Here is a 23,987-nt window from a genome sequence, read left to right as displayed (position 1 = left end):
GGAATCCGAAGCGCGGGAATCCGATCGGGAGCTACAGCGCGTCGCTGTCGGTTTCGCCGGTCCGGATTCGCAAAGCACGATCGATCGGGGTCACGAAGATCTTGCCGTCGCCGATCTGGCCGGTGCGCGCGCTCGTCGTGATGACTTCGACCGCCTTGTCGGCGATGTCGGATGCCACCGCGATTTCGATCCGCAGTTTCGGCAGGAAATTCACGACATATTCGGCGCCGCGATAGACTTCGGTATGTCCCTTCTGTCGGCCGTAGCCCTTGACCTCGGTCACGGTCATGCCGCTGACCCCGATCGCGGTGAGCGCCTGGCGCACCTCGTCGAGCTTGAAGGGTTTGATGACGGCGACAACGAGCTTCATGGTCAGGCCTTCGCTTCCCGGGTCCCGAAAGGTTGGTCGTATCCGGATCTGCGTCTCGGCAAGTCCGGTATTTTCAAGTCTGGCATCTTTTTGTGCGAATGGCACAAAAAGTTTGCAGCTCCAACCAAAAAACGATGACGACCGCCGTTTTCTGTTTGATAGTCTGTTCCCTATCGAACAGGTTCGATCCCAACCGGACCGGGTAATTTGCCAAAATTCAATTTCGCCGTCGGCGGTTTCGTTCGCGCCGGCGCTCCAAGAAAATGACTTTAAAGGGAATGAAATGTCGGACCGATCATGGTTTTACGCCTCCCAAGGCCAGCAGCAGGGCCCTCTTCCGGAAGCTCAGTTTCGCAGCCTGATCGCCAGAGGCACCGTCACGCCGGACACGCTGGTCTGGACCGACGGGATGTCGGGTTGGCAGCGCGCGGGGGATATTCCCGGCCTGGCGCCAGCCGCCGCGGCGCGCCCGCCGGCCGTCCCGCAACCGGGCGGCCCGATCGCCAGCGCCGGCAGCCAATATCAGTCCGGTGGCCAATATCAGTATGACGCCGGCAACCATGGCGGCGATGGCTCGCTCTCGTTCGAACCTGGACTATGGCCACTGCTCGGCTGGGGCCTGATTTACGGCATCGGCATCTTGCTGGTGGTTCCGGCGCCGTGGGCGGCGACGAGCTTCTACCGCTGGATCGCGCCCCACGTGAACGTGCCGGGCCGGCCGAACCTCGCCTTCAACGGCCAGATCGGCGACATCTGGTATGTATTCGTCGGCATAGGGCTCTTGGCCTACGCCGGCCTCGGCGGCCAGCTCATTCACCTGATCGCCTTCGTCGGGCAGGCGTATCTGTCGTGGATGATCATCCGATGGATCGCCGGCAATCTCAGCTCGAACGGCCAGCCGCTACCGATCACCTTTAACGGCAACGTGCTGCATTATATCGGCTGGCATGTCTTGTTGGCCGTCTCCTCGATCACGGTGATCGGCTGGGCGTGGGTCGTCACGGCGTGGATGCGATGGAATTGTCGCAATATCGGCGGCACGCATCGCGAGGTTCTGTTCCACGCGACCGGATTGGAGGTGCTGTGGCGCACGCTGCTGTTCGGGCTGGCAAGCATATTCATCATCCCGATTCCATGGGCGCTGCGTTGGTACAGCCAGTGGTACGTCTCGCAATTCGAGCTCGTCGAGCGGACCGCGTAACCAGAGCATGATCCGGAAAAGCGGATACCGGTTTTCCCTCGCGACAAACGCGAAGCGTTTGCGCGGAGATCATGCTCAAATAAATAGATAGAGACGCGATTGCGCGGCGCTTATTTGCGCTCGCGCAGCGAGCCTTCCTGCGCGACGGACGCCACCAGCGTGCCGTCCTGCTTGAAGATCATGCCGCGGGTCAGGCCGCGTCCGCCGCGTGCGCTCGGCGAATCCTGCGCATACAGCAGCCATTCGTCGGCGCGGAACGGGCGATGAAACCACATCGCGTGGTCGAGGCTGGCCGGCATCATGCGCTTGTCGAATAACGTGCGGCCATAGCGCGCCATCGCCGCATCGAGCAGCGAGAAGTCCGACGCATAGGCCAGCGCGCACATATGCAGCGCCGGATCGTCGGATAATTTCGAGGCGGTGCGGATCCAGACATGGATGCGGCCGTCCTCGATTTTTTGGCCGAAATAGCGGCCGAGTTCGACCGGGCGCAGCTCGATCGGGCGATCGGATTCATAATAGCGGCGGATGAAGTCCGGCATCTCGCGGAACATCGGCTGCTTGGCCACCTCCTCGGCGGTGAGTTTTTCCGGCGGCGGCACGTCCGGCATCTTGTCCTGGTGATCGAACGAACCGTGTTCCTCGACATGAAACGACACCATGATCGAGAAAATCGCGTTGCCGTGCTGGATCGCGGTGACCCTTCGGGTCGAATAGCTCTTGCCGTCGCGCAGCCGCTCGACCTCGTAGATGATCGGAATCTGCGGATCGCCGGGCAGGATGAAATAGCAATGCAGCGAGTGCGGCAGCCGGCCCTCGACCGTGCGGCATGCCGCCACCATGGCCTGTCCGATCACCTGGCCGCCGAACACCCGCTGCCAGCTGGTTTTGGGGCTGTTGCCGCGAAACATGTTCACCTCGAGCGGTTCGAGGTCGAGAATGGAAATCAGGTCGATCAGGCCTTTGGACATGTGGCGTTCTTTCCGGGTCACTCCGGGTTCGATGCCGCGCATCGCTCCGGAACGACGAACTGGGTGTAAAGACCTTGTTTCTCCGCCCTATTTCGCCCACCTATTATCAGGTAGCAAGCTCAGTCTGAGGGCGTGGCGCGTAAAGGAACAGCATGTCGGCGCAACGAAGCATTGTCATCGGCGGCGGCGCGTTCGCGGGGTTGGCGCTGGCCTTGGCGCTGCGTCAGGGCCTGGGCCGCGACATCCCCGTCATCGTCGCCGATCCCGCGCTGGCGAGCCGGCCGAGCCGCGATCCGCGCGCGACCGCGATCGTCGCGGCGTGCCGCCGGCTCTTTGAAGCCTTGGACGTGTGGGGCGAGGTCGCCGCCGAGGCGCAGCCGATCCTCGACATGGTGGTCACCGATTCCAAACTGGAAGACGCCACCCGTCCGGTGTTCCTGACCTTCGCGGGGGATATCGAGCCCGGCGAACCGTTCGCGCACATGATCGAAAATCGCCATCTGATCGACGTACTGGCCCGGCGCGCGGAGGCCGAAGGCATCGAACTCGTGACCGCCGCGGTGACCGAGTTCAGCTCGCGTCCCGAGGGTGTCGATGTGAGTTTGTCCGACGGCAGAATGATCGAGGCGAGCCTGCTGGTGGCGGCCGACGGCGCGCGCTCGAAATTGCGCGAGCATGCCGGCATTGCCACCCATGGCTGGGACTATGATCAATCCGGCATCGTGGTGACGGTCGGCCACGAGCGCGACCATCACGGCCGCGCCGAGGAGCATTTTCTCCCCGCCGGGCCGTTCGCGATCCTGCCGCTGACCGGAAAGCGCTCGTCGCTGGTCTGGACCGAGAAACGCACCGAGGCCGCGCGCATCACGGCGCTGGCCGAGCAAGAGTTTCACGGCGAGCTCGAGCAGCGCTTTGGACTGCATCTCGGCGAGATCAAGGCGCTGGATCAGCCGCGCGCGTTTCCGCTGGGCTATTTCGTCGCGCGTTCGTTCATCGGCGAACGGCTGGCGCTGGTCGGCGACGCCGCGCATGTGATTCACCCGATCGCGGGGCAGGGGCTCAACATGGGCCTGAAGGATGTCGCAGCACTGGCCGAGGTGGTGGTCGATGCGGCGCGGCTCGGCATGGATCTCGGCCAGGCCGACGTGCTCGACCGCTACCAGCGCTGGCGGCGGTTCGACACGATGGCGATGGGGCTCGCGACCAATTCGCTGAACTTGTTGTTCTCGAATAAATCGACGCTGCTGCGCACCGTGCGCGACATCGGCCTCGGGCTGGTCGATCGCGCGCCGCCGCTGAAAAGCCTGTTCATCCGCCAGGCCGCGGGGCTATCCGGCGAAGTGCCACGGCTGTTGAAGGGCGAGGCGTTGTAACAAGACGAGGAATTAGCTCCCGTCATTGCGAGCGAAGCGAAGCAATCCAGGGCTGCCAAGAAGACTGGATTGCTTCGTCGCTTCGCTCCTCGCAATGACGAGGTGAGCGGTCGTACTCACTTCGCCGCATCGCCCGCCACAATAAACGCCGCGACGGTTTCGATCAGCTCGGGATCGAGCGGGCGTTCCGGGTCGCTGTAGGCCTTGAGGTCGTCGGCCGCGTCGTCGACATCGTTCAGCACGTGATTCATGTCCGGCAGCCACAGCGTTTTTGCGACCGGTGACGCCGCGGAAAGCGCTGCGAAATCCACCCGCGCCATCTGGCGGTCGCGACCGCCGCCGATGATCAGCGTCGGCTCGGTGATCTGTTTCAGGGGCTCGACCGGGTCTTCGGTGAAGGCCGAGGCCATCCCCGGCTGCATCGACGGTGCGATCGAAAATCCGCGCGGCGGCGGATCGACGATCTGCCCGGCCATGATGGCGTCGATTGCTTTGGCAATCGGCTCGAACACATCGGGAGGCACGGTCTTTTCCAGTTGCGCCTTGACCAGATCGCCCTGCTTGCGCGCGGCGGTGACCAATAGCACCAGCCGATCGATCGGCACCCGCCGCGCCGTGAGGATGCCGACGAGGCCGCCTTCGCTGTGGCCGACCACGACGACCCGCGAGAATTTTCCGTTTGCGCGCAGGTAATTCACCAGCGACACCGCATCGGTGACCAAGTCCTTGAACCGGAAATCCTCCGGTTTGCCGAATTCCGGCTTCCAGCCGCCGGCGCCACGCTTGTCATAGCGCAGCGTTGCGATCTTGCGCGCGACCAGTTGCTCCGAGAGCTTTTTCAGTGTCGCGGGTTTGGCCTGCGGTCCGTTGCCGTCATGGTCGGTGGTGCCGGAGCCTGCGATCAACAGCGCGACCGGCGGGTGTTCGACGTCGGGCGGCAGCGTCAGCACGGCGTCGATGGCGCCGACGCGGATCTTGCTTTCCTGGGCGGAAGCGTTGGTGGCCGTCACCAAAGCCGCGATGACGGCGATCGCACCCAGGATGGTTTGGGCCCGCATCGGCTAATCGATCTTTCGCGCCTCTTCCGGCAGCATGATCGGGATGCCGTCGCGGATCGGATAAGCCAGTTTTGCGGAGCGCGAGATCAATTCCTGCCGCGCCGAATCGAATTCGAGCGGCCCCTTGGTCATCGGGCAGACCAGAATTTCCAGAAGTTTTGGATCGACGGTACCTTCAAGGCGCTCGGGCGGCGATGACATGGATTTAGACTCCGGCTGGGTCGGCCCGTCCCTGTAGCATATTCGCGCGTGCCGCGAAGCCTCACATTGCCGTCTGCTCTGGGCGGAGGTGAGATGTGAGTAACACTACGTCTTAACACCGAAACTCGTCATGCCCGGACTTGATCCGGGCATCCATCCATCTTCACAAGAGTCCTAGCGAAGAAGATGGGTCACCGGGTCAAGCCCGGTGACGACACTTAAACTACTGCAACGGCGGATCGCCGCTGGTGCGCTTTTTGGCCAGATCCATTTCGGTCACCGCGATCAGGATTTCGGCGCGGGTCTTCAGGTCGGGCGCTTCGAGCATTGCCTGCTTTTCCGGCGGCCCGTAGGGCGACATCATCGCCAGCGCGTTGACCAGCGCCTCGTTCGGCGCACTCTCGACGCCTTCCCAATCGACCTTGAGATTGTTGGCTTTCAGAAAATCCGTCAGCACTTCGAGCAAGGCTTTGCGATCGACCGCCTCTTCGCCCTTGCGCGCGGTGAAATCGTCGATGTAGGGGAAATAATCCACCTTGCATTGCCGATAGGGGGTCAGCGCGCTCACTTCCTCGATCACCTTGAAGCGCGAGACGCCGGTGAGTTCGAGGATGTAGCGGCCGTCGCCGGACTCGGCGAGCTGGGTGATGCGTCCGACGCAGCCGACGCGAAACAGCGTCGGCTTTTCTTCATCGTGCGAATGGGTCGCGTCGGGCTGGATCATCCCGATCAGCCGGTGGCCGTCGCGAAAGCTGTCGTCCACCATCGCCAGATAGCGCGGCTCGAAGATATTCAGCGGCATCTGGCCGCGCGGCAGCAACAGCGCGCCGGGCAGCGGAAACACCGCGATCACCTGGGGCAGCTCGCCGGGTCCGCGATATTCGGCATTGATCGGCATGTGCGGTCCCGGTGTTAGAGCATGATCCGGAAAAGTGGATACCGGTTTTCCGAAAAGATCATGCTCAAATAAATAGAGCGCAGAAGATATCTAGGAAAAAAGCACGGTCGACAGCCGCTTGCGTCCCTCGACGGTGGCCTCATCGGTCGGACCCCAGGCCTCGAAGAACTGCACCAGTTGCTTGCGGGCGCCGTCCTCGTTCCATTTGCGGTCGCGCTTGACGATCGCGAGCAATTGCTCGGTCGCCTTGACGCGCTTTCCGCTGGCGTTGAGCGCTGTCGCCAGATCGAATCGCGCCTGATGATCGAGCGGATTTGCGGCGACTTTCTGTTCCAGCTCGGTGACCGGGCCGACCGCCTGGGCCTGCTCGGCGAGATCGAGCGAGGCCTGCACCGCCTTGATCGCCGCATCATTGCGCTTGGATTCCGGCACCAGGGCCAGCGTCTGCTTGGCCTGCTCCATCGCGCCGGTCGCCACATAGCATTTCGCAAGGCCGGCCAGCGCCGGGATATTGCTGGCGTCGACCGCCAGCACCTCGGCATAGATCTGCGCCGCGGTTGCGGCATCGCCCTCGGCCAGAACCGCATCGGCTTCCTGCAGGATTTCCGCGATGTTGGGCTCGCCGGCGTTTGGCATCCCCGCGGTCAATTTATCGATGAAGGCGGTGACTTGGCTCTCCGGCACCGCGCCCATGAAGCCGTCGGCGGGCTGGCCGTTGACGAAGGCGATCACGGCCGGGATCGACTGGATGCCCATCTGGCCCGGGATCGCCGGATGCTCGTCGATGTTCATCTTGACCAGCTTGACCTTGCCGCCGGCGGCCCGAACCGCCTTTTCGATGATCGGCGTGAGCTGGCGGCAGGGGCCGCACCACGGCGCCCAGAAGTCGATCAGCACCGGCTGGTGCTTCGATTCCTCGATGACGTCCTTTACGAAAGTCTGGGTGGTGGTTTCCTTGATCAGATCGGCTGGCGCCTGAGGCGCCGGTCCGCTGCCCTGCTCTATGATCGTCACGAGTTCCTCGCCTGATATCTAAGGGATCGGGCCCGTTGTAGCATGGCCGGGCCTAGGGTTTAGAAGTTCTCTGGCTTAAGTGGCGGGTTGCGCGGAAATTTCAATTGGGTTCCGGGCTGTCCGGCCCTCCGGACGGGTTCGAATCGCCCGCGCGATCGGCGGGGATGGCATTTTCTGTGCTGCCCGCGTGCGGAAGTCTCGATTTTGCGAGGTCTCTTCAACGCGTCGTCCCTGCGAACGCAGGGACCCATACGGCGCGGACCCTCGTTTCGGCACTGCGGCAGAGGCCTTTTTTCACTTTTGAGGTCAGTGGCTATGGGTCCCTGCGTTCGCAGGGACGACCTGTTGCCAGCGTGTGCAAGACCACAAGATCTCTACGCGATCGACCCGTGGGCAGCCCGAATCGTGAAAACAGCCGCCCGCGACATAGGTTAACGGCGATTGGCGTCATTTCGGGCCGATTCGGAGGATTTGAGGGCCAAATCGCCCGAACCGCTCGAATTGATCGGCAGACGGACTGTTGCATTCGGAGGCCGCATTTGGCATAGCTCTGCCCGTCGTCGGCGCTCCATCGCCGGCCTCTCGGATGCGGGTGTAGCTCAGTGGTAGAGCACGACCTTGCCAAGGTCGGGGTCGAGGGTTCGAATCCCTTCGCCCGCTCCAATTTTCAAGCACTTAGCTTGCGTATTGGACCGTCCGAATAGAGGTTACTCGCCGCGAGCGTAACGATGTTCTTCAGCCCGGCAGTTCTCGTGCCGCTTATCGCCGTCGTCGGTGTTTGGATCGCTGCACGGCAGATGCTGATCGCTGATGAGAAGCTGAGCTTAGACGCATTTGATCGCCAATACGACAGGCGGCTCAAGGTCTATGAAAGTACACGCTCACTTCTGGCAAGCGTCTACTCCAGCGAGATTTCGGACAGCGACTTGGCCGTTTACGGCCTAGCCGCCTTGGACGCACAATTTCTGTTCGACGATGGCATGTACCGATACCTTCGCGAACTACAGCAGCGCGTTACGATCTGGAAACACGCTGATACTGCGGCGAAGGAATCTGCGACGAGCGACGAACGAGCCGCCGATGACGCGATTAGACGCGAGAATTTGGAGTGGATAAGATTGCAAGGCGATGAACAGAAGGGATTTGCCGTGAGATTTAAGCCATTCCTCACGTTTAGACGACCGGACCGGGTTTGGTGGTTGAGTTGGCCTTAAGCGCCTATCCGAGATGATGCTCAAGGAGCAGGTTAAACGCTCAAGTCGTTCGATCGCGCACTGCCGCTTGAGAGTGCCAATAGTACATTGCAGCCGGAGATTGGGGACGCATTATGAAAAAGCCAAAACCGGGCTTCGTAATGCTGCCACATGTCGACCTTCCGCACACGTTGGAGGTGGCGATAAATGACTATCACGCGTGGGGAGACGATTACTTTCGTAAAATCGAACGTCGGAGTCGAATAGTAGCACCCCTGTATCACTACACAGATATGCGCGGCCTCGAAGGAATCTTAAAGAATCAGGAGATTTGGTTCACGGACTATCGACACCTAAATGACAAAACCGAATTGATGCACGGAATCGATCTAGCAAAGACACTGCTCGCACCGCGCATGGCCACGGGCGGTTATCATAGCATGCTCTTCGGCTGGATTGATGATCTCCTAACGAAACGCAATTTTGGTCGAGTATTCGACTTTTTCATCGCCTCGTTTAGCAGAAACGGAGATGACTTAGGTCAGTGGCGCGCCTACGCGGACGATGGTCGCGGCGTGGCCATCGCGTTTTCCCACGACGTGTTCGCCCCAACGGAAGAACAGAGCAAAGACCCACGAAAGAATACCTTTACTGGGCCAGTCGTTTACAAGGATGCGCATACGCGAGCGAGGCACCTTAAGGGGATAGACAAGGCGACCTCGATACTAGATGCCGCACTGATATATGCGCGCCATCACTTGCGAAATAAAACGATAGGTATGGAATTTCTGAATCGACTCGCAAGATCCGTTATCGCGGTACCTCTAATTTGGAACGCCATCACGTGTAAACATCCCGCCTACAAGCACGAAAGCGAGGTCCGTCTAGTAATCGTCGCCGAAAAGAAACGGCTGCGAGGGAAAGTTTCAACGCGAACGAGAAACGGCATGGTCGTCCGATACATACCGCACCACTTACAGCTACGGGATCACGGGAAAGTGGTCAGCATCGTAATCGGTCCGGCCGCGCCAAACAATGCGGAAGTCAACGTTCGCCGGATAATAAAGGCCGCCGGCCTCAACTACAATGTCCGCATTCGGCGCTCTCGTGTTCCATATAGGTCATTTAGGAACGCCGCATGACGTGGATCATCGTTATTGCGAGCAGAGCCTTCAAAAAATGCGGTGTTCGTTTCAACGCGTTCGCGGCCTCGCCGAGATGATCCGCTATTTCCAATCTCCGGTCTGACACCTATTCTGGCGTCGGCTCAACCAACGACAGCCGCCGGAACAAGGCGCGACGGGAGAAACCACCATGAATGTCACCATGCAAGATCGCGTTGCCATCGTCACCGGCGGCAGCAAGGGTCTCGGGTTCGCGATGGCGCGGCGGTTTGCCGAATCGGGCGGCAAGGTTGCGATCGTGGCGCGGGGCGCCGAAGATCTCGCGGCGGCGCGAGCGGCGCTGGCCAAGGATGGCCTCGAAGTCCGCGACTATGTCTGCGACGTCTCAAAGGCGGCGGATATCTCCAGCACCTTTGAGAAGATCGTGAGCGATTTCGGCCAGGTCGACATTCTCGTCAACAATGCCGGCACGTCGCGCGCGATGTCGTTTGAAACCGTGACCGACGAGATGTGGCAGCAAGACCTCGACCTGAAACTGTTCGCCGCGATCCGCTTCAGCCGGCTGGCCTGGCCGGGCATGAAGCAGCGCAAATGGGGCCGCATCATCAACGTGCTCAACACCGCCGCCAAAGCGCCGCCGCCGGCCTCGACGCCGACCTCGGTGTCGCGGGCGGCCGGCATGGCCCTGACAAAAGTGATGGCGGGCGAAGGCGGTCCGCACAACATTCTGGTCAATGCGATGCTGGTCGGCCTGATCGTCAGCGATCAGTGGGTGCAGCGCCACGCCAAGACCGCGCCGGGCACCGACTTCAACGAGTTCACCGGGAACATGGCCAAGGGCATTCCGCTGGGACGCATGGGGACGGCGGAAGAATTCGCCAATCTCGCCTGCTTCCTGGCCTCCGAGCAGGGCTCCTACATCACGGGCACCGCCATCAATGTCGATGGCGGCCGCTCGCCGGTGGTGTAACGCACGCGGAAGCCGGCGATACCTCAGTCAGATGCTTACTTTCGCGGGCAGGCTCAGCTTCCGCGCCAGGATCCTCAGATCGCCCGGCCGGCGGCTCGTCAGCAGCCGGGCGAATTCGTCGGGATCAACCGGGGAGTACAATTGAGGTTCGGTCGGGGGCTTCCTGCCTGCTCGCCTGAATTTTTGCGAGAATTGAAAGAGACGCTTGAGCATCTTCATTTTTGTGGGCCTCGCTGTAGTGGCCTCGATCAAAGTCCGTGACCATAAGCCGCGGGAACCCGATTCGGTTCCTTGGGCCCGAACTTTTTCGGATAGGCCGACAATAAAACCGCGACCGACTTCGTGAGGGGAAACGCATCGATGCTGGAGAGACCGACGGCCTCGGCCGAACAGGCGGTGGAAGCGTGGGTGCGCGCGTTCAATCTCGCGCTGGCGCAAAGCGACAACGAGGCGCTGGCCGCGCTTTTCCTGGCCGATAGCCATTGGCGGAATCTGTTCGGGATTTCGTGGCAGCTCGCGACCTTTAGCGGCCGCGAAACACTCTGCAACGAATTGGGCCGATGCGCCGCCGAGGTTCATGCGACTGATTTCCGGGTGAATGCCGTAGCGCTTGCTCCGCGCCGGGCGACGGTCGCGGGCCGCGAGGTCATCGAGGCCGTGATTTCCTTTGGGACGGTCGATGGCCCGGGAATCGGCGCCCTCAGGCTGGTGTGTTCATCGGGTGCTGCGCCGCAGGCCTGGACGATCTCGACATCGGCGGATTTCGACCTGGTCTGCGAGGCGCGGTCGAAGCGTGACGGCTTGAGCTCCCACGCGCGTGATTTCGCAGGCCCCGACTGGCTCGCTTTGCGGCAGGCCGAGATCGCGTTCGCCGATCGCGAGCCGGATGTTCTCATCGTCGGCGGCGGTCACGCCGGCATTTCCGCGGCCGTCGAGCTCAAGCGTATCGGCCTCGATGCGCTTGTCATCGATCGAAACAGCCGCGTCGGGGACAATTGGCGGCTGCGCTATCACGGGCTCAAACTCCACAACAAGACGCCGGTCAATCATCTGCGTTACCTGCCCTTTCCGCGATCGTTCCCGGACTACATTCCAAAGGACCAGATCGCGAACTGGCTCGAGAGTTACGTTGACGTCATGGAGGTCAATTTTTGGACCGAAACGACATTCGAAGGGGCCGCGTATGACGAGGCCACGCAGCGGTGGTCGGCGCATGTCCGAACCGCCGAGGGCAGCGCACGCACGCTGCGGCCCAGGCATATCGTGCTTGCGACCAGCGTCAGCGGCACGCCGAATATCCCCGAGATCGCGACGCTGGAGGATTTTGCCGGCAGCGTTGTTCACTCCAGCCGGTTTTCCGGCGGCAGCGAATGGCGGGGAAAGTCCGTCGTCGTGTTCGGAACCGGCACCAGCGCGCACGACGTTTGCCAGGAATTGCAAGCCCATGGCGCCGATGTCACCATGGTGCAGCGAAGCCCGACCATGATCGTCAATGTCGAGCCGGCGCAGCTCTATGATAAAACCTATCTGGGCGAGGGGCCGGCGATCGAAACGCGCGACGTGCTGAATTCCGGCGTGCCGCTGGCGGTGACGAAGGCCGCGCACAAGCTCATCACCGACGAGGTGAAGCGGCTCGACGCGCCGCTGCTGGCGCGGCTCGAAGCGGCCGGCTTCAGGCTGGAATTCGGCGAGGACGGCACCGGTTGGCCGCTGAAATTCCGGTCGCGGGGCGGCGGCTATTATTTCAATGTCGGCGCTTCCGAGCTGATCGCGGATGGGAAAATTCGTTTGATTCAGGCCACCGATATCAAGCGGTTCGTCGCCGAGGGCTTGGAGTTCGACGACGGTTCAGTTCGCAAAGCGGATCTGGTGGTGCTGGCGACGGGCTATAAAGGGCTCGATCACCTGCTCGGCACGCTGTTCGGCGCCGATACCGCCAACCGGGTCGGGCGTATCTGGGGATTCGACGAGAAGACCCAGGAGCTGCGCAATATGTGGGTCCGCACCGCACAGCCCGGCCTGTGGTTCACCGGCGGCGCGTTTTCGCAATGCCGCATCTATAGCCGCTACATCGCCTTGCAGATCGACGCCATCGAAGCGGGCAGGCTTCCGAAATAGCCGGTAAAGCATGATCCGGAAAAGTGGATACCGGTTTTCCCCCGGGACAAACGCGAAGCGTTTGCCCGGAGGTCATGCTCTGGAGCGGGGTGAGATTAGGCCGGGTCGCGGCGCCGGGTCCTTTTTCGCGCGCCGTCCTACTTTGCATGGGGTTGTTTTCGCGATTTTGTGTCTGCCCCCTCCAGAGCACTCGGATGTGCCGTGCTGACGCTGACGGCGAGCCGGTTCAACTCCAGCCCGTCACGCTTTAGCCACTTGCTCAGCGCAGTTCGCGGAAGAACTGCTGGATTTCCGCGGCAAGTGCGGCCGGCTGCTCCATGGCGGCGAAGTGGCCGCCTTTCTGCATCACGGTCCAGCGCTGGATGTTGGTATAGGTCCTTTCCGCGACCGATCGTGGCGGCACGATGATTTCCTTTGGGAATGCCGCATAGCCGGTGGGTACCGTGACCGGCTGGGCCGGCGAGAGCGGCCAGTTCGAATGCACGCGGCCGTAATACGGCCAGAACGACGATCCGATCGCGCCGGTGAACCAATAGAGCGCGATGTTCGCCAGCATGCGGTCGCGGCTGATGGCGTTTTCCGGAACGCCGTCGCAATCCGACCAGGAGCGGAATTTTTCCGCGATCCAGGCCGCCAGCCCGGCAGGCGAATCCGTCATCGCGAAAGCCAGCGTTTGCGGCTTGGTCCCCTGAATCTGCTGATAGCCGGTCTCTTCCTTGAGCCAGTGCCGCAGAACTTCCAAATATCGCTGTTCCTCCGCATTGGTGCCGCTCGCAGCGGGGTCGCGCGGCGCGAACAGCAGATTGAGATGGATGCCGCAGACCGACGACGGATATTGTTGTCCGATGATCGAGGCCACGCCGGCGCCCCAATCGCCGCCCTGCACGGCAAACTGCCGGAAGCCGAGCACGTCCGTCATCAGATCGTGCAGGCACGCCGCGATGTCCTGCAGAATGAACCGCTTTTGCCCGGGCTTGAAGGATAGCCCATAGCCGGGCAGCGACGGCGCGATCACCGTGAACGCGTCGCGGGGGTCGCCGCCGAACCGGGCCGGATCGGTCAGCCGCGGGATGATGTCGATGAATTCGTAGACCGAGCCGGGCCAGCCATGCATCAGCAGCAGCGGATATGGGTTCGGGCCGACCCCGGGCACGTGCAGATAATGCACGTCGATGTCATGCAGCGGCACCTTGAACTGCGGAAATGCATTCAAGGCCGCTTCCTGCGTGCGCCAATCGAAATCGTCTTTCCAGTAGGCGACGAGATCGCGGACATAGGCGACGCTGCTGCCGAACGCCCATGGCTCGCCGGGAGCGGCATCGGGAAAGCGCGTCAGACCGAGCCGGGTTTTCAGATCGGCGATCGCGGCGTCGGGAACATGCAGGGTGAATGGTTGTGACGTCATGACGGATCATCCCTTGGTCTCGTTGCGCCGCCGAAGGCGGGCCATTGATGCGCAGGCTATAGCCCTCTGTCATGTCTTCTCTATTGCGGCCGGTTCATGACGGGATTTCCGAAAGGGAGGCTTGCGGATTTCGCTATATTCCTTCGAACATAAGGACAGATTGTCGGCCGGATGTTCATGCCGCAGCGCAGCGTGGCCAAAAATCGCCTCGGAGGAAACCGGCTTGAAGAAACTTCTTCTCAATTTGTTTCGTTTCGGTCGTCTCGTCGCAGAGCCCGCTTCTCTCTTGCGGCGAATGTGCTAGCATGCCGCTCGTCTGACCCACCTCGATACCAGACCCACAAAAAATCGTCCCTCGGACGTTCAAATAAATAGCACGAGCAGCCGCCCTGGCTGCTGCATAGGGAGTGTGTAATGAAAATGGCTATCAATCGATCGGTACTGGCGTTGGCGGCGATCGCCTTTTTGGCGGGGGCCGGCCAGGTCAGCGCGCAGCAAAAACCGCTGCACAATTATCAGTCGGGCAACAAGGATTTCTGGACGCATCCGCCGGATGACTGGTTCCTCGGCGACGAAACCGAAGCGCAGAAGGGTCTGGCGCCGCCGTCCGGTCCCGCGACCGGCGCATCGGATGCCGAACTCGCTAACGTGATCAAGAAGGTCCAACCCACGCTTCCGAAAGGCTTCAAAATCGAGGTCTACGCTTCGGGTGTGTTGGCGGCGCGGCAGATGGCCTGGGGCGATAAGGGCACCTTGTTCGTCGGTTCGTTCGGCCTCGGCAACGTCTACGCGATCACCGACAAGGGCGGCAAGAAGGAGGTCAAGACCATTCTCAAGGGCCTCAACCCGCCGATGCCCACCGGTCTCGCCTACCAGGACGGCGCGCTCTACGTCATCAACGTCAACAAGCTGATCAAATACGACAACCCCGAAGCCAATCTCGATAAGCTCGGCGACGGCAAGGTCGTGTATGACGACATGCCGTCTTATGCCGCGCATGGCTGGAAGTACCTCGCCGCCGACAAGGACGGCTGGTTCTATATTCCGTTCGGACCTCCCTTCAACATCGGCATTCCGCCGACCGGCAATTCGCAGATCCGCCGTGTCGACCCCAAGACCGGCAATGCCGAAATCGTGGCGCTCGGCGTTCGCAACAGCGTCGGTGGCGATGTTGATCCGCGCTCCGGCAAATACTGGTTCACGGAAAATGCCCGTGACTGGATCAGTGACGATCTGCCGAGCGACAAGCTCAACATGATCTCGAAGATGGGTGAGCATTTCGGCTATCCGTACTGCCATCAGGGCAACCTGCCGGATCCAAAATTCGCGATGGGTCACAAATGTTCGGAATTCACCCCGCCGGCGCTCAATCTCGGCGCGCATGTGGCTCCGCTCGGCATGAAGTTCTATACCGGCAGCCAGTTCCCGGCCGACTACAAGAACAACATCCTGATTGCCGAACACGGTTCGTGGAACCGGCATAAGTATCAGGGTGGCCGCATCGTCCGCGTGATCGTCGGTCCCGACGGCAAGAACCCCAAGCAGGAAGTGTTCGCATCCGGCTGGATCGAAGGCGACCAAGGCTATCTCGGCCGTCCGGATGACATCCTTCTCGACAAGGATGGTTCGATCCTCATTGCTGACGACTGGGCCGGTGCGATCTACCGCATCAGCTACAGCAAGTAAGCGCGGAACATTTCAGGGCTGCGGCTGCTTAACAGGCGGCCGCAGCCTTGACTATTTACTGGTTCTTTTTCTTGGTTATTTCCACGGTCGATTTGATGACGGTTCGTGATGCCCGGACTTGATCCGGGCGTGACGATGGAAGGAAAGCGAATGCGAAGCGTTCTACTCGGGGCCATGCTGATAGCAACAATGGCTTGCGGCTCATCGGCCCGCGCCGCTGACCCCGCTAGCGGCAAGGAGAAAGCCGAAATATGCGCCGGCTGTCATGGCGAGAACGGCATTTCGCAAACCGAAAACATCCCCTCGCTGGCGGGACAGCAGGATCAGTTCACGCAGTGGCAGCTGGTTTTCTTTCGCGGCGGCGCGCGCAAGAGTGAGCTGATGCAGCCGATCGCCGAGCAGATCAGCAATGAGGATGTTCGGGTTCTCGGCGCTTACTTCGCATCGCTGACGCCGCCGAAGGATACCAAACCCGACGACAATCCCGATCTGTCCAAGAAGGGCGCCGAGGCTGCCGTCGGACGGCGTTGCGCCTCATGCCATGGCGATGCATTCGCGGGCACCAAGGCGGTCGCCCGTCTCGCCGGCCAACGCGAGGAATATCTCGTCAAGGCGCTGCACGACTACAAGTCGGGCGTGCGAACCGGCGGCGCCGGCGCCGCGATGACGGATGTCGCCTACCCCTTGAGCGACGAAGAGATCACGGCGTTGTCGCACTATCTCGCGCATCTGTAAGATCAGTGTCGTCCCGGCGAACGCCGGGACGACACCGAGGCGAGGTGGGAGTTACCCCCGCTGTTTCTCATACGCCTTGAGATGGGTGTAGGCGGTGCGCAGTTTCGGCACCGGCACCTTGGCGGCGTCGGCGCGTACGATCAGGTCGCCGATTACGTGATCGGCTTCGACGGGGGCGCCGATCTTGACGTCGCGGAACATCGAGGCGGTCATCGGCGATCCTTCCGTGGTGAACATCGCCCGGGTGCGCTCCGCGGCCGGCGCGCGCGGTGCGTGGCCTTCGGCCGCCGCAATGGCGCTCACTTCATCGACCATGCCGAGCAGGAAATCCTTGCCCCCGGGAGCTGCCAGGATGTTGCCCACGGATGTGCGCATCAGGCTGGTTGACGCCGCGAGCGAGGCCAGGAACACCCACTTTTCCCACATATCCTGCACGATGGTTTCGCTGGCGACCGAACCGAAATTGCCGCTGGCGAAGATGTCAGCGATGGCGCGGACTCGGTCCGACACCTTGCCGTCGCGCTCGCCGAAGGTCAGCGACTGCATCGGCTGCAACTGGACCACCTCGCGTTTGTCGTTGAGCGTCACCGCGATCGCGCAAAGCCCGCCGAGCACCCGCTCGCGTCCGAATTTCTTGTCCAGCACGTCCAGATGCAGCATGCCGTTGAGCAGGGGAATGACCGCGGTCTGCGGCCCGACCGTCGGCGCGAACGATTTTATCGCATCATCGAGGTCGAATGCCTTGCAGCTCAGCAATACGACGTCGAATTTTTCATTCAGTTTGTCGGCCTGTACGGTCGGCGGATTTTTCAGCGTCACGTCGCCAAGCGGGCTCTTGATCACGAGGCCGGCGGTTGCGAGTTCACCGGCGCGTTTGGGACGGACCAGAAAGGTCACGTCGCGACCGGCCTGCAGCAACCTGCCGCCAAAATATCCGCCGATGGCACCAGCACCGACCACGAGAACGCGCATTGTTGGTTTTCCTTGTTGTTGTTCTTCAGTACTTCAATCGCGAATAGTGAGTGGCGAATAGCGAATAGGGAAGGGGACTGTTTGCTACCCCGCCATTCGCTATTCGCTACTCACCATTCGCCCCTCTACCATTTTTCGCCGAACGGACGAATCTCGAGTTCAAAAGTCCATGCGGTGCGGGGCTGCTGGTAGAGCTGCCAGTAGGAGGCCGCGACCGAGGCCGGCGGCATCAGCAGATCCGGGTTGTCGAGCGCTTCCTTGCCCCAGAGCTGCTCGCGGCGCTCGCGTACCCAGGCGGTATCGACGCCGGAATCGATGATCAGATGCGCGACGTGGATGTTCTTTGGTCCGAGTTCGCGCGCCATCGCCTGCGCCACCGCGCGCAATCCGAATTTGGCGCTGGCAAACGCGGCAAAGCCGCTGCCGCCGCGCAAGGAGGCGGTGGCGCCGGTGAAGAAGATGTTGCCCTTGCCACGCGGCAGCATCAGCCGCGCCGATTCGCGACCCGAGACGAAGCCGGCCCAGCAGGCCATTTCCCAGACCTTGCGGAACACCCGGTCGGTGGTTTCGAGAATGGGAAAATTGACGTTGGCGCCGACGTTGAAGATCGTGACTTCCAGCGGCGCGTGCTTGTCGGCGTCGTTGAGGAAGGCCGCGACTTCATCTTCCTTCCGCGCATCGAGCGATCGCGCGAAAATCGTTCCGCCGGCTTCTTGCACTTCCTTCACCAGCGGTTCGAGCTTCTCGCCATTGCGCCGGCCCGCGAACACCGTAAAACCTTCGGCGGCGAACTTCTTGGCGATCTCGGCGCCGATGTAATCGCCGGCGCCGATCACCGCGACCGTTGCATTGCGCTTTTGCATTTGAAGCTCCACTGAACCCATCGTCGCGTCATTGCGAGCGAAGCGAAGCAATCCAGGAGTCTAATCGAAGCTGGATTGCTTCGTCGCTTCGCTCCTCGCAATGACGACTCTATTTCCCCGAGATCAATTCCTCGACCTCGCGCAACTGTTCCTTGCCGAAGAACATTTCCTTGCCGACGAAGAAAGTCGGCGAGCCGAACACGCCGCGCTCGACCGCGGACTGGGTGTTCGCGATCAGCCTGGCCTTGACTTCAGGCTCCTGGCCACGCGCGAGCAATCTGGCCCCATCGAGGCCGGATGCGGTGAGCGCCTTTGCCGCCACGTCAGGGTCATCCATCTTCTTGGGCTCGACCCACATATGATGGAACGCGGCTTCGACATATTTCTCAAACACGCCCTCGAGCTGGGCTGCCACCGCGGTGCGCATCAGATTGAGTGTGTTGACCGGAAAGAAGGGATTCGGGGCATACGGCCTGACGCCGAAGCGTTTGACGAAACGCTCGGTCTCCAGCGCGTTGAATTCGGGTTTGTTCTTGACGCCAGCCAGCGTTTCGGCCGGCGACTTGTTGTTGGTCGCCTTGAAGATGCCGCCGAGCAGTACCGGCACATATTCGAATTTGACGCCGGTGCGTTGTTCGATCGCCGGGATCGCTTCATGGCTGAGAAAGGCATTGGGGCTGCCGAAATCGAACATGAATTGCGGCGCGGTGGTGCTCACGGTGATCTCCCTGGATGTCAGCTACTTATATGAGCCTTATCATTTCATTCCAACCGTAGCGGTTCACCGTTTCGGGATCAAATGGCCTGCGGTTGCCGGACAAACGCCCGTTCTGCAAGCCTCGCGACATGGTCGCGGACATCCGCCGGCCAGCCGGCGATCAGCGCCTTGAAACGAACCGGGTCCGGCGCGAACAGCGCGCGGGTCGCCTCTTCGAAATGCGGTTTGTTGCCGGCCATCGCAGACATGAAGCGATAGGCCGCTTCCTGCGCCCGGCGGATCCGATCCTTGTCGTCGCCGCCGCGCCGCGCTTCCTCGACCAGTTTGCGGATCGCCACCGACGCGCCGCCCGCCTGCTGCGCCAGCCATTCCCAATGCCGCGGCAGCAGCGTGACTTCGCGCGCCACGACGCCCAGTTTGGGCCGGCCGGGGCCTCGATTTGGCGGCAGTTCCGGTTCGGCTGGAACGGCGCCGTTGGCGGCCGGCAGCCGCGCCAGGACGTCCTCAAGGCCGCCGCGGAAATCAAGGTCGACCGGTTCGCTGGTTGACCCATCGAAAATCAGAACAGATGCATCCTTGCGCTGATCGAGGGTCTGTTTCGCGGCGCGGGCAACCGCCTGGAGATCACCGGAGGCGATGCGGCGCTCACCCTCAAAGGCGATATAGTCGGTGGACGGCGAATTCATCGGAGAGCTCCTTTATTCAAGGGGCATATTATCCGGGTAAATCGAATCTGTCAATATTACCCGGGTAATTCATCCCTCCGGATGTCTCGACTTTCCGGCGGTCGGCTGGCACCACCTTCGCCATAGAAGGGGGAAACAGCCATGCTCACCGTCCATCACCTCAACAATTCCCGCTCGCAGCGCGTGCTCTGGCTGCTGGAAGAACTCGGCGTGCCGTACGAGATCGTGCGCTACCAGCGCCAATCCAATATGCGCGGGCCGGCGGAGTTGTATGCGGTTCATCCGCTCGGCAAATCGCCTGTCATCACCGACCAGGGCAACACCATCGCGGAGTCGGGCGCGATCGTCGAATACATCATCGACAACTATGGCGAGGGCCGCCTGATCCCGCCGGCCAAAACGCCGGAGCGGCTGCGTTACACGTATTGGCTGCATTACGCGGAAGGCTCCGCGATGCCACCGCTGTTCCTGAAGCTGTTGTTCACGCTGATGCCGAAACGTGCGCCGGCGTTGCTGCGGCCGCTGGTGCGCAAGGTCTCCAACCAGGCGCTGACTTCGCTGGTCAATCCGCTGCTCAAGCAGCACATGGCGTTCTGGGAAGCCGAACTGGAAAAGAGCCAATGGTTCGCGGGCGACGAATTTACGGCCGCCGATATTCAGATGAGTTTTCCACTGGAAGGCGGCGCGGCGCGCGGAGGCCTTGACCAAGGCCATCCCAAGGCGATGGCGTTTCTAGATCGCATCCACGCCCGCCCGGCCTACGTCCGCGCGCTCGAGAAGGGCGGGCCGTATCAAGTGGGGCGGTGACTGTTCTTAGCTCCCTACCCCTTGCGGGGCAGGGAACGCGCCGTGATTGCTGCGATCGCCGCGGCTAGACACTACCCATCCGCATGCAAAACCCGGCCGCGGGTTTCCGGCAGCGCGAAGGCTGCGAGGAAGAACAGGCCATAGGCCAGCACCGCGAAGATCGCGATGGCGTTGCCGAGCGATGTCGAGGTTGAGAGCGCACCGACCAGAAATGGAAACAGCGCGCCGATGCCGCGGCCGAAATTGTAGCAGAAGCCCTGGCCCGATCCGCGCAGCCGCGTCGGATAAAGCTCAGTCAGGAATGCGCCGACGCCCGAGAAATAGGCCGAAGCGAAAAAGCCGAGCGGAAAGCCCAGCACCCACAAGATCTCGTTGGTCAGCGGCAGCTGCGTATAAGCGACAATGATCGCGATGGCGCCGATCGACATATACAGGAACAGCTTACGCCGGCCGATCTTGTCGGCGAGCCACGCGCCAACGAGGTAGCCAACGAACGAGCCGATGATCAGGGCTGCGAGATAGCCGGTCGAGCCCACCACCGAGAGTTTGCGCTCGGTCGTGAGAAAGCGCGGCACCCAGAAGGTGATGGCGTAATAGCCGCCCTGGCACCCCGTCACCGCCAGCGACGCCAGAATGGTGGTCTTGAGAATGGGCCCGGCGAAGATCTCGTGAAGGCCGGGCCGATCGCCGGTCGCCTTCTGCTTGGCCAGCGTCGCCACGGCAATCTCGGGCTCCTCGACATAGCGGCGCAGGAAGAAAATCAACAGCGCCGGCAGCGCGCCGATCGCGAACATCCAGCGCCACGCGACATCCGGCGGCAAATAAGAGAACAGGATGGCCTGCGACAGCACCGCGAGGCCCCAGCCGACCGCCCAGCCGGATTGCACCGATCCGACCGCGCGTCCGCGATATTGCGGGCGGATCGATTCGCCCATCAGCACCGCACCCGCGGCCCATTCGCCGCCAAAGCCCAGTCCGAGCACCGCGCGGGCGATCAGCAATTGATCGAAATTCTGCACGAAAGCGCAGACCAGCGAGAACACCGAAAACCACAGGATCGTCAGTTGCAGGGTTTTGACGCGGCCGACCCGGTCGGCGAGGTAGCCGCCAAGCCAGCCGCCGACGGCCGAGGCGAGCAGGGTCACGGTGCCGGCGAGGCCGGCGGTGCCGGCATCGACCTTCCACATCGCGATGATGGTGCCGATCACGAGCGGATAGATCATGAAATCCATGCCGTCGAGCGCCCAGCCCGCCGCGCAGGCCCAGAACGTCCGTCGCTCCGGCAGGTTCATGTCGCGGTAAAACGCCAGCAGGCTGGAATCTTCGATCGGCGCGATTTCGATTCCGCCCGACGGCTCGACGGAGCTGCTCATGCTGATATTCCCCCCGGAAAATTGCTGGCCGGCGCCTGTCCGCGCCTAGTGTGGGGGGATTACGCCAGATCGATGCAGATCGCCAGACTATTGCCCTGCCGCTTCCGCGCTATGGGTGCGCGGATCGGGCGCGCCGAGCAGCCCGTTTTCGGTCACCGCGATCGAATTGGCCGAAGTTTGGCCGAGCGGTTCGGTGACAACGTGCCCCTTTGCCCTCAGCCCTGCAATCACATCTGCGGGAAAGCCGCGCTCGACTCGGACTTCGTCCGGCATCCATTGATGATGCAGTCGCGGCACATCGACCGCGGCCGCGACGTCCATATGATAGTCGAGCACGTTGACGATCACCTGCAGCACCGTCGAGATGATCCGGCTGCCGCCGGGTGAACCCGTCACCAGCACCGGCTTGCCGTCTTTCAGTACGATGGTTGGCGTCATCGACGATAATGGCCGCTTGCCGGGCGCCGGCAGGTTGGCTTCGAAGCCGACCAGGCCGAAGCCGTTGGAGGCGCCGAGCGCGGCGGTGAAATCGTCGAGCTCGTTGTTGAGCAGCACGCCGGTGCCGTCCGCCACCAAGCCTACCCCGTAGGGGAAATTCAGCGTGTAGGTATTGCTGACGGCGTTGCCATGGCTGTCGACCACCGAGTAGTGCGTGGTGTTGCTGCCCTCATGCGAGGGCGCAGGCGCTGCCGTCGCCAGCAGTTCGTCCTTCCATGGCGTGGCGTGGTCGGGATCGATGCCGGCGCGTTGCTTCGCGGCGTATTGCTTTGTCATCAGCGTCGCGACCGGTGCGGTGACGAAGGCGGGATCGCCGAGATAATGCGCGCGATCGGCGTAAGCGCGCTTCATCGCCTCGATCATCAGATGCAGCGAGTCCGCCGATCCTTGCTTCAGTTCCGGCAACGGAAAGCCCTCGAGGATATTCAGGGTTTCCAGCAGCACGACGCCGCCGGACGAGGGCAGCGGCATCGAGATGATGTCGTAGCCGCGATAGGTGCCGTGCACCGGCGTGCGGATCGTCGGCTGGTAGGATTTCAGGTCGTCGATCGTCATGATGCCGCCGGCGTCGGAAATCGCCTTCACCAGTTTGTCGGCGACGGGTCCCCGATAGAATCCCGCCGGGCCTTGTTCGGCGATCGCGGAAAGCGTTGCGGCAAGATCCTTCTGGACCAGTCTGTCGCCTTCCTGCAACGGCGTGCCGTCGTCGCGTAACAACATCTTGAGCGAAGCGGGCCAGTGCGCCAGCCGCTGGCGTCCCTCGCCAAGCGTGTCGGCGGTATCACCGGCGACCTCGATGCCATCCGATGCCAGTGCGATGGCCGGCTTCAACAGCTCCGCCAGCGTAAATTTGCCCGAACCGTATTTGTCGAGCGCCAGCGCCAGCCCCGCGACGGTACCGGGCACGCCGATCGACAACGCGGAATCCAGCGACTTCGCGCGATTGGGCTTGCCGTCGGCGCCGAGAAAAATATCGCGCGTGGTCGCGGCCGGCGCGGTCTCGCGATAATCGATCGCGATATCCTCATGGCGCTCGGCTGAATGAATCACCATGAAGCCGCCGCCGCCGATATTTCCTGCGCGAGGATAGGTCACGGCCATCGTAAAGCCGATCGCGACCGCGGCGTCGACCGCGTTGCCGCCACGCTGCAGCACATCGGCGCCGATATGCGCGGCGATCTTCTCCTGCGCCACCACCATGCCGTGATGGGCGATCACCGCGCGCGCCGCATAGGGGTCACCGATCGGCGCCGCGCCGTGCCGGATATCCTGTGCGCTCGCTGGTCCGCAGAGTGTCGCGGTCAGTGCAAGGGTTGCGACAAGGGCCGGGAATTGCATGCGTAGGCTCGCCTCAAACAACATCATCAAAAATTCTGCCGGGAGTTGAAGCCAGTTAGGACAAGGTCAGACCGGAGCAAACGCAGCTCCGTCGCATCACGTATGCTATACGGGCGCCGATGGTAGTGGCAAAACGCCACTTCGTGAACAGGCAGCATATTTTGGCGATGGCGATCACGTTCACCGAAGCCCGCGGCGGCGATTTGCGGCCGAATTACCCGCGGCGTGCCGCTGTGATCAGCGGTGCCGCTGGCGCGCGGGAGTGATTAGCGCCACTGTCTCAGTACGTCGTCCCGGCGTAGGCCAGGACACACCGGCACCGTCATCCTGAGAGTGTGAGAATGTTTCGTTCTGGCCCGCAGAATTTTGCATTTAATGGTCGGGAGGACACATCGACCGGGAAATTTTGGCTGAA

Annotated in this window: 23 protein-coding genes and 1 tRNA gene; 10 read left to right on the top strand and 14 right to left on the bottom strand. The window is 61.9% G+C overall.

Going from position 1 to position 23,987, the window contains the following annotated elements; translation table 11 throughout:
* Positions 1-31: 31 nt before the first annotated feature.
* Entirely contained in the window at positions 32-370 is a 339-nt protein-coding gene (locus tag GSQ88_RS07905; RefSeq protein WP_159006848.1) for a P-II family nitrogen regulator, read from the bottom strand.
* A 283-nt stretch (positions 371-653) separates the two neighbouring features.
* Here GSQ88_RS07905 and GSQ88_RS07900 point away from each other — a divergent pair, with 283 nt between their 5' ends.
* Positions 654-1,571 carry a DUF4339 domain-containing protein gene (locus tag GSQ88_RS07900; RefSeq protein WP_159006847.1) on the top strand — a complete coding sequence of 306 codons (918 nt, stop codon included), beginning with the start codon at positions 654-656 and terminating at the stop codon, positions 1,569-1,571.
* Positions 1,572-1,681: 110 nt separating this feature from the next.
* Here the strand turns inward: GSQ88_RS07900 and tesB are convergent, their stop codons facing one another.
* Positions 1,682-2,542 carry an acyl-CoA thioesterase II gene (gene tesB / locus GSQ88_RS07895; RefSeq protein WP_159006846.1) on the bottom strand — a complete coding sequence of 287 codons (861 nt, stop codon included), beginning with the start codon at positions 2,540-2,542 and terminating at the stop codon, positions 1,682-1,684.
* 152 nt (positions 2,543-2,694) lie between these two features.
* Here tesB and GSQ88_RS07890 point away from each other — a divergent pair, with 152 nt between their 5' ends.
* The gene (locus GSQ88_RS07890) at positions 2,695-3,915 is read left to right on the top strand and encodes a ubiquinone biosynthesis hydroxylase (protein ID WP_159006845.1); all 1,221 of its coding nucleotides are present in this window, start codon (positions 2,695-2,697) and stop codon (positions 3,913-3,915) included.
* 116 nt (positions 3,916-4,031) lie between these two features.
* Here GSQ88_RS07890 and GSQ88_RS07885 read toward each other — a convergent pair whose 3' ends face one another.
* The 4 genes from GSQ88_RS07885 to trxA all read right to left on the bottom strand — a co-directional run bounded on the left by GSQ88_RS07885 (position 4,032) and on the right by trxA (position 7,086).
* Positions 4,032-4,973 (bottom strand): alpha/beta hydrolase family protein, encoded by a 942-nt coding sequence (locus GSQ88_RS07885; protein WP_159006844.1) that lies wholly within the window; start codon positions 4,971-4,973, stop codon positions 4,032-4,034.
* Between the two features lie 3 nt (positions 4,974-4,976).
* Positions 4,977-5,174 (bottom strand): Trm112 family protein, encoded by a 198-nt coding sequence (locus GSQ88_RS07880; RefSeq protein ID WP_159006842.1) that lies wholly within the window; start codon positions 5,172-5,174, stop codon positions 4,977-4,979.
* Between the two features lie 223 nt (positions 5,175-5,397).
* Entirely contained in the window at positions 5,398-6,072 is a 675-nt protein-coding gene (locus tag GSQ88_RS07875) for an LON peptidase substrate-binding domain-containing protein (RefSeq protein WP_159006840.1), read from the bottom strand.
* A gap of 90 nt (positions 6,073-6,162) precedes the next feature.
* Entirely contained in the window at positions 6,163-7,086 is a 924-nt protein-coding gene (trxA, locus tag GSQ88_RS07870; RefSeq protein ID WP_159006838.1) for a thioredoxin, read from the bottom strand.
* A 588-nt stretch (positions 7,087-7,674) separates the two neighbouring features.
* On the opposite strand from trxA, the gene GSQ88_RS07865 reads away from it, so the two are divergent.
* The 4 genes from GSQ88_RS07865 (at position 7,675) to GSQ88_RS07850 (ending at position 10,373) form a co-directional block, all read left to right on the top strand.
* Positions 7,675-7,749, top strand: a tRNA-Gly gene (locus GSQ88_RS07865).
* 65 nt (positions 7,750-7,814) lie between these two features.
* Positions 7,815-8,300 carry a hypothetical protein gene (locus tag GSQ88_RS07860; protein ID WP_159006836.1) on the top strand — a complete coding sequence of 162 codons (486 nt, stop codon included), beginning with the start codon at positions 7,815-7,817 and terminating at the stop codon, positions 8,298-8,300.
* 113 nt (positions 8,301-8,413) lie between these two features.
* Positions 8,414-9,421, top strand: a complete 1,008-nt coding sequence (locus tag GSQ88_RS07855; protein ID WP_159006834.1) for a DUF2971 domain-containing protein — start codon at positions 8,414-8,416, stop codon at positions 9,419-9,421.
* 172 nt (positions 9,422-9,593) lie between these two features.
* Positions 9,594-10,373 (top strand): SDR family oxidoreductase, encoded by a 780-nt coding sequence (locus GSQ88_RS07850; protein ID WP_159006832.1) that lies wholly within the window; start codon positions 9,594-9,596, stop codon positions 10,371-10,373.
* Positions 10,374-10,400: 27 nt separating this feature from the next.
* Here the strand turns inward: GSQ88_RS07850 and GSQ88_RS07845 are convergent, their stop codons facing one another.
* Positions 10,401-10,592 carry a hypothetical protein gene (locus GSQ88_RS07845; protein WP_159006830.1) on the bottom strand — a complete coding sequence of 64 codons (192 nt, stop codon included), beginning with the start codon at positions 10,590-10,592 and terminating at the stop codon, positions 10,401-10,403.
* Between the two features lie 141 nt (positions 10,593-10,733).
* On the opposite strand from GSQ88_RS07845, the gene GSQ88_RS07840 reads away from it, so the two are divergent.
* The gene (locus GSQ88_RS07840) at positions 10,734-12,491 is read left to right on the top strand and encodes a flavin-containing monooxygenase (protein ID WP_159006829.1); all 1,758 of its coding nucleotides are present in this window, start codon (positions 10,734-10,736) and stop codon (positions 12,489-12,491) included.
* A gap of 259 nt (positions 12,492-12,750) precedes the next feature.
* On the opposite strand, the gene GSQ88_RS07835 is transcribed toward GSQ88_RS07840, so the two are convergent.
* The gene (locus GSQ88_RS07835) at positions 12,751-13,896 is read right to left on the bottom strand and encodes an epoxide hydrolase family protein (RefSeq protein WP_159006827.1); all 1,146 of its coding nucleotides are present in this window, start codon (positions 13,894-13,896) and stop codon (positions 12,751-12,753) included.
* A 414-nt stretch (positions 13,897-14,310) separates the two neighbouring features.
* Between GSQ88_RS07835 and GSQ88_RS07830 the strand changes: the two genes are divergently transcribed.
* Together GSQ88_RS07830 and GSQ88_RS07825 are read left to right on the top strand one after the other, a co-directional pair.
* The gene (locus tag GSQ88_RS07830; RefSeq protein ID WP_159006825.1) at positions 14,311-15,582 is read left to right on the top strand and encodes a PQQ-dependent sugar dehydrogenase; all 1,272 of its coding nucleotides are present in this window, start codon (positions 14,311-14,313) and stop codon (positions 15,580-15,582) included.
* A 174-nt stretch (positions 15,583-15,756) separates the two neighbouring features.
* Complete coding sequence (locus GSQ88_RS07825) at positions 15,757-16,317, top strand: c-type cytochrome (RefSeq protein WP_502706707.1); 561 nt, start codon at positions 15,757-15,759, stop codon at positions 16,315-16,317.
* Between the two features lie 51 nt (positions 16,318-16,368).
* Here the strand turns inward: GSQ88_RS07825 and panE are convergent, their stop codons facing one another.
* The 4 genes from panE to GSQ88_RS07805 form a co-directional block, all read right to left on the bottom strand.
* Positions 16,369-17,289 (bottom strand): 2-dehydropantoate 2-reductase, encoded by a 921-nt coding sequence (gene panE, locus GSQ88_RS07820; RefSeq protein WP_159006822.1) that lies wholly within the window; start codon positions 17,287-17,289, stop codon positions 16,369-16,371.
* 125 nt (positions 17,290-17,414) lie between these two features.
* Complete coding sequence (locus GSQ88_RS07815; protein WP_159006820.1) at positions 17,415-18,152, bottom strand: SDR family oxidoreductase; 738 nt, start codon at positions 18,150-18,152, stop codon at positions 17,415-17,417.
* Between the two features lie 109 nt (positions 18,153-18,261).
* Positions 18,262-18,846, bottom strand: coding sequence for a 2-hydroxychromene-2-carboxylate isomerase (locus GSQ88_RS07810; RefSeq protein ID WP_159007330.1), 585 nt, complete (start codon positions 18,844-18,846; stop codon positions 18,262-18,264).
* 101 nt (positions 18,847-18,947) lie between these two features.
* A complete protein-coding gene (locus tag GSQ88_RS07805) occupies positions 18,948-19,556 on the bottom strand; it encodes a DUF2239 family protein (protein WP_159006818.1) in 609 nt (202 codons plus the stop codon).
* A gap of 141 nt (positions 19,557-19,697) precedes the next feature.
* On the opposite strand from GSQ88_RS07805, the gene GSQ88_RS07800 reads away from it, so the two are divergent.
* Positions 19,698-20,363 carry a glutathione S-transferase family protein gene (locus GSQ88_RS07800; protein ID WP_159006816.1) on the top strand — a complete coding sequence of 222 codons (666 nt, stop codon included), beginning with the start codon at positions 19,698-19,700 and terminating at the stop codon, positions 20,361-20,363.
* A 71-nt stretch (positions 20,364-20,434) separates the two neighbouring features.
* On the opposite strand, the gene GSQ88_RS07795 is transcribed toward GSQ88_RS07800, so the two are convergent.
* Complete coding sequence (locus tag GSQ88_RS07795) at positions 20,435-21,736, bottom strand: MFS transporter (RefSeq protein WP_159006814.1); 1,302 nt, start codon at positions 21,734-21,736, stop codon at positions 20,435-20,437.
* Positions 21,737-21,823: 87 nt separating this feature from the next.
* Positions 21,824-23,572, bottom strand: a complete 1,749-nt coding sequence (gene ggt, locus GSQ88_RS07790) for a gamma-glutamyltransferase (protein ID WP_502706706.1) — start codon at positions 23,570-23,572, stop codon at positions 21,824-21,826.
* Positions 23,573-23,987: the final 415 nt, after the last annotated feature.

It is taken from the genome of Bradyrhizobium sp. S69 (assembly GCF_009766005.1).
GTDB lineage: Bacteria > Pseudomonadota > Alphaproteobacteria > Rhizobiales > Xanthobacteraceae > Bradyrhizobium.
The sequence above is the reverse complement of the archived record's forward strand: the minus strand, read 5'-3'. Positions and strand labels throughout refer to the sequence as shown.

What these genes read in the sequence shown, in the direction of transcription:
- GSQ88_RS07905 (WP_159006848.1), bottom strand. Translation starts at nt 370, where the DNA reads ATGAAGCTCGTTGTCGCCGTCATCAAACCCTTCAAGCTCGACGAGGTG.
- GSQ88_RS07900 (WP_159006847.1), top strand. Translation starts at nt 654, where the DNA reads ATGTCGGACCGATCATGGTTTTACGCCTCCCAAGGCCAGCAGCAGGGC.
- tesB (WP_159006846.1), bottom strand. Translation starts at nt 2,542, where the DNA reads ATGTCCAAAGGCCTGATCGACCTGATTTCCATTCTCGACCTCGAACCG.
- GSQ88_RS07890 (WP_159006845.1), top strand. Translation starts at nt 2,695, where the DNA reads ATGTCGGCGCAACGAAGCATTGTCATCGGCGGCGGCGCGTTCGCGGGG.
- GSQ88_RS07885 (WP_159006844.1), bottom strand. Translation starts at nt 4,973, where the DNA reads ATGCGGGCCCAAACCATCCTGGGTGCGATCGCCGTCATCGCGGCTTTG.
- GSQ88_RS07880 (WP_159006842.1), bottom strand. Translation starts at nt 5,174, where the DNA reads ATGTCATCGCCGCCCGAGCGCCTTGAAGGTACCGTCGATCCAAAACTT.
- GSQ88_RS07875 (WP_159006840.1), bottom strand. Translation starts at nt 6,072, where the DNA reads ATGCCGATCAATGCCGAATATCGCGGACCCGGCGAGCTGCCCCAGGTG.
- GSQ88_RS07860 (WP_159006836.1), top strand. Translation starts at nt 7,815, where the DNA reads ATGTTCTTCAGCCCGGCAGTTCTCGTGCCGCTTATCGCCGTCGTCGGT.
- GSQ88_RS07855 (WP_159006834.1), top strand. Translation starts at nt 8,414, where the DNA reads ATGAAAAAGCCAAAACCGGGCTTCGTAATGCTGCCACATGTCGACCTT.
- GSQ88_RS07850 (WP_159006832.1), top strand. Translation starts at nt 9,594, where the DNA reads ATGAATGTCACCATGCAAGATCGCGTTGCCATCGTCACCGGCGGCAGC.
- GSQ88_RS07845 (WP_159006830.1), bottom strand. Translation starts at nt 10,592, where the DNA reads ATGAAGATGCTCAAGCGTCTCTTTCAATTCTCGCAAAAATTCAGGCGA.
- GSQ88_RS07840 (WP_159006829.1), top strand. Translation starts at nt 10,734, where the DNA reads ATGCTGGAGAGACCGACGGCCTCGGCCGAACAGGCGGTGGAAGCGTGG.
- GSQ88_RS07835 (WP_159006827.1), bottom strand. Translation starts at nt 13,896, where the DNA reads ATGACGTCACAACCATTCACCCTGCATGTTCCCGACGCCGCGATCGCC.
- GSQ88_RS07830 (WP_159006825.1), top strand. Translation starts at nt 14,311, where the DNA reads ATGAAAATGGCTATCAATCGATCGGTACTGGCGTTGGCGGCGATCGCC.
- GSQ88_RS07825 (WP_502706707.1), top strand. Translation starts at nt 15,757, where the DNA reads ATGCTGATAGCAACAATGGCTTGCGGCTCATCGGCCCGCGCCGCTGAC.
- panE (WP_159006822.1), bottom strand. Translation starts at nt 17,289, where the DNA reads ATGCGCGTTCTCGTGGTCGGTGCTGGTGCCATCGGCGGATATTTTGGC.
- GSQ88_RS07815 (WP_159006820.1), bottom strand. Translation starts at nt 18,152, where the DNA reads ATGCAAAAGCGCAATGCAACGGTCGCGGTGATCGGCGCCGGCGATTAC.
- GSQ88_RS07810 (WP_159007330.1), bottom strand. Translation starts at nt 18,846, where the DNA reads ATGTTCGATTTCGGCAGCCCCAATGCCTTTCTCAGCCATGAAGCGATC.
- GSQ88_RS07805 (WP_159006818.1), bottom strand. Translation starts at nt 19,556, where the DNA reads ATGAATTCGCCGTCCACCGACTATATCGCCTTTGAGGGTGAGCGCCGC.
- GSQ88_RS07800 (WP_159006816.1), top strand. Translation starts at nt 19,698, where the DNA reads ATGCTCACCGTCCATCACCTCAACAATTCCCGCTCGCAGCGCGTGCTC.
- GSQ88_RS07795 (WP_159006814.1), bottom strand. Translation starts at nt 21,736, where the DNA reads ATGAGCAGCTCCGTCGAGCCGTCGGGCGGAATCGAAATCGCGCCGATC.
- ggt (WP_502706706.1), bottom strand. Translation starts at nt 23,572, where the DNA reads ATGCAATTCCCGGCCCTTGTCGCAACCCTTGCACTGACCGCGACACTC.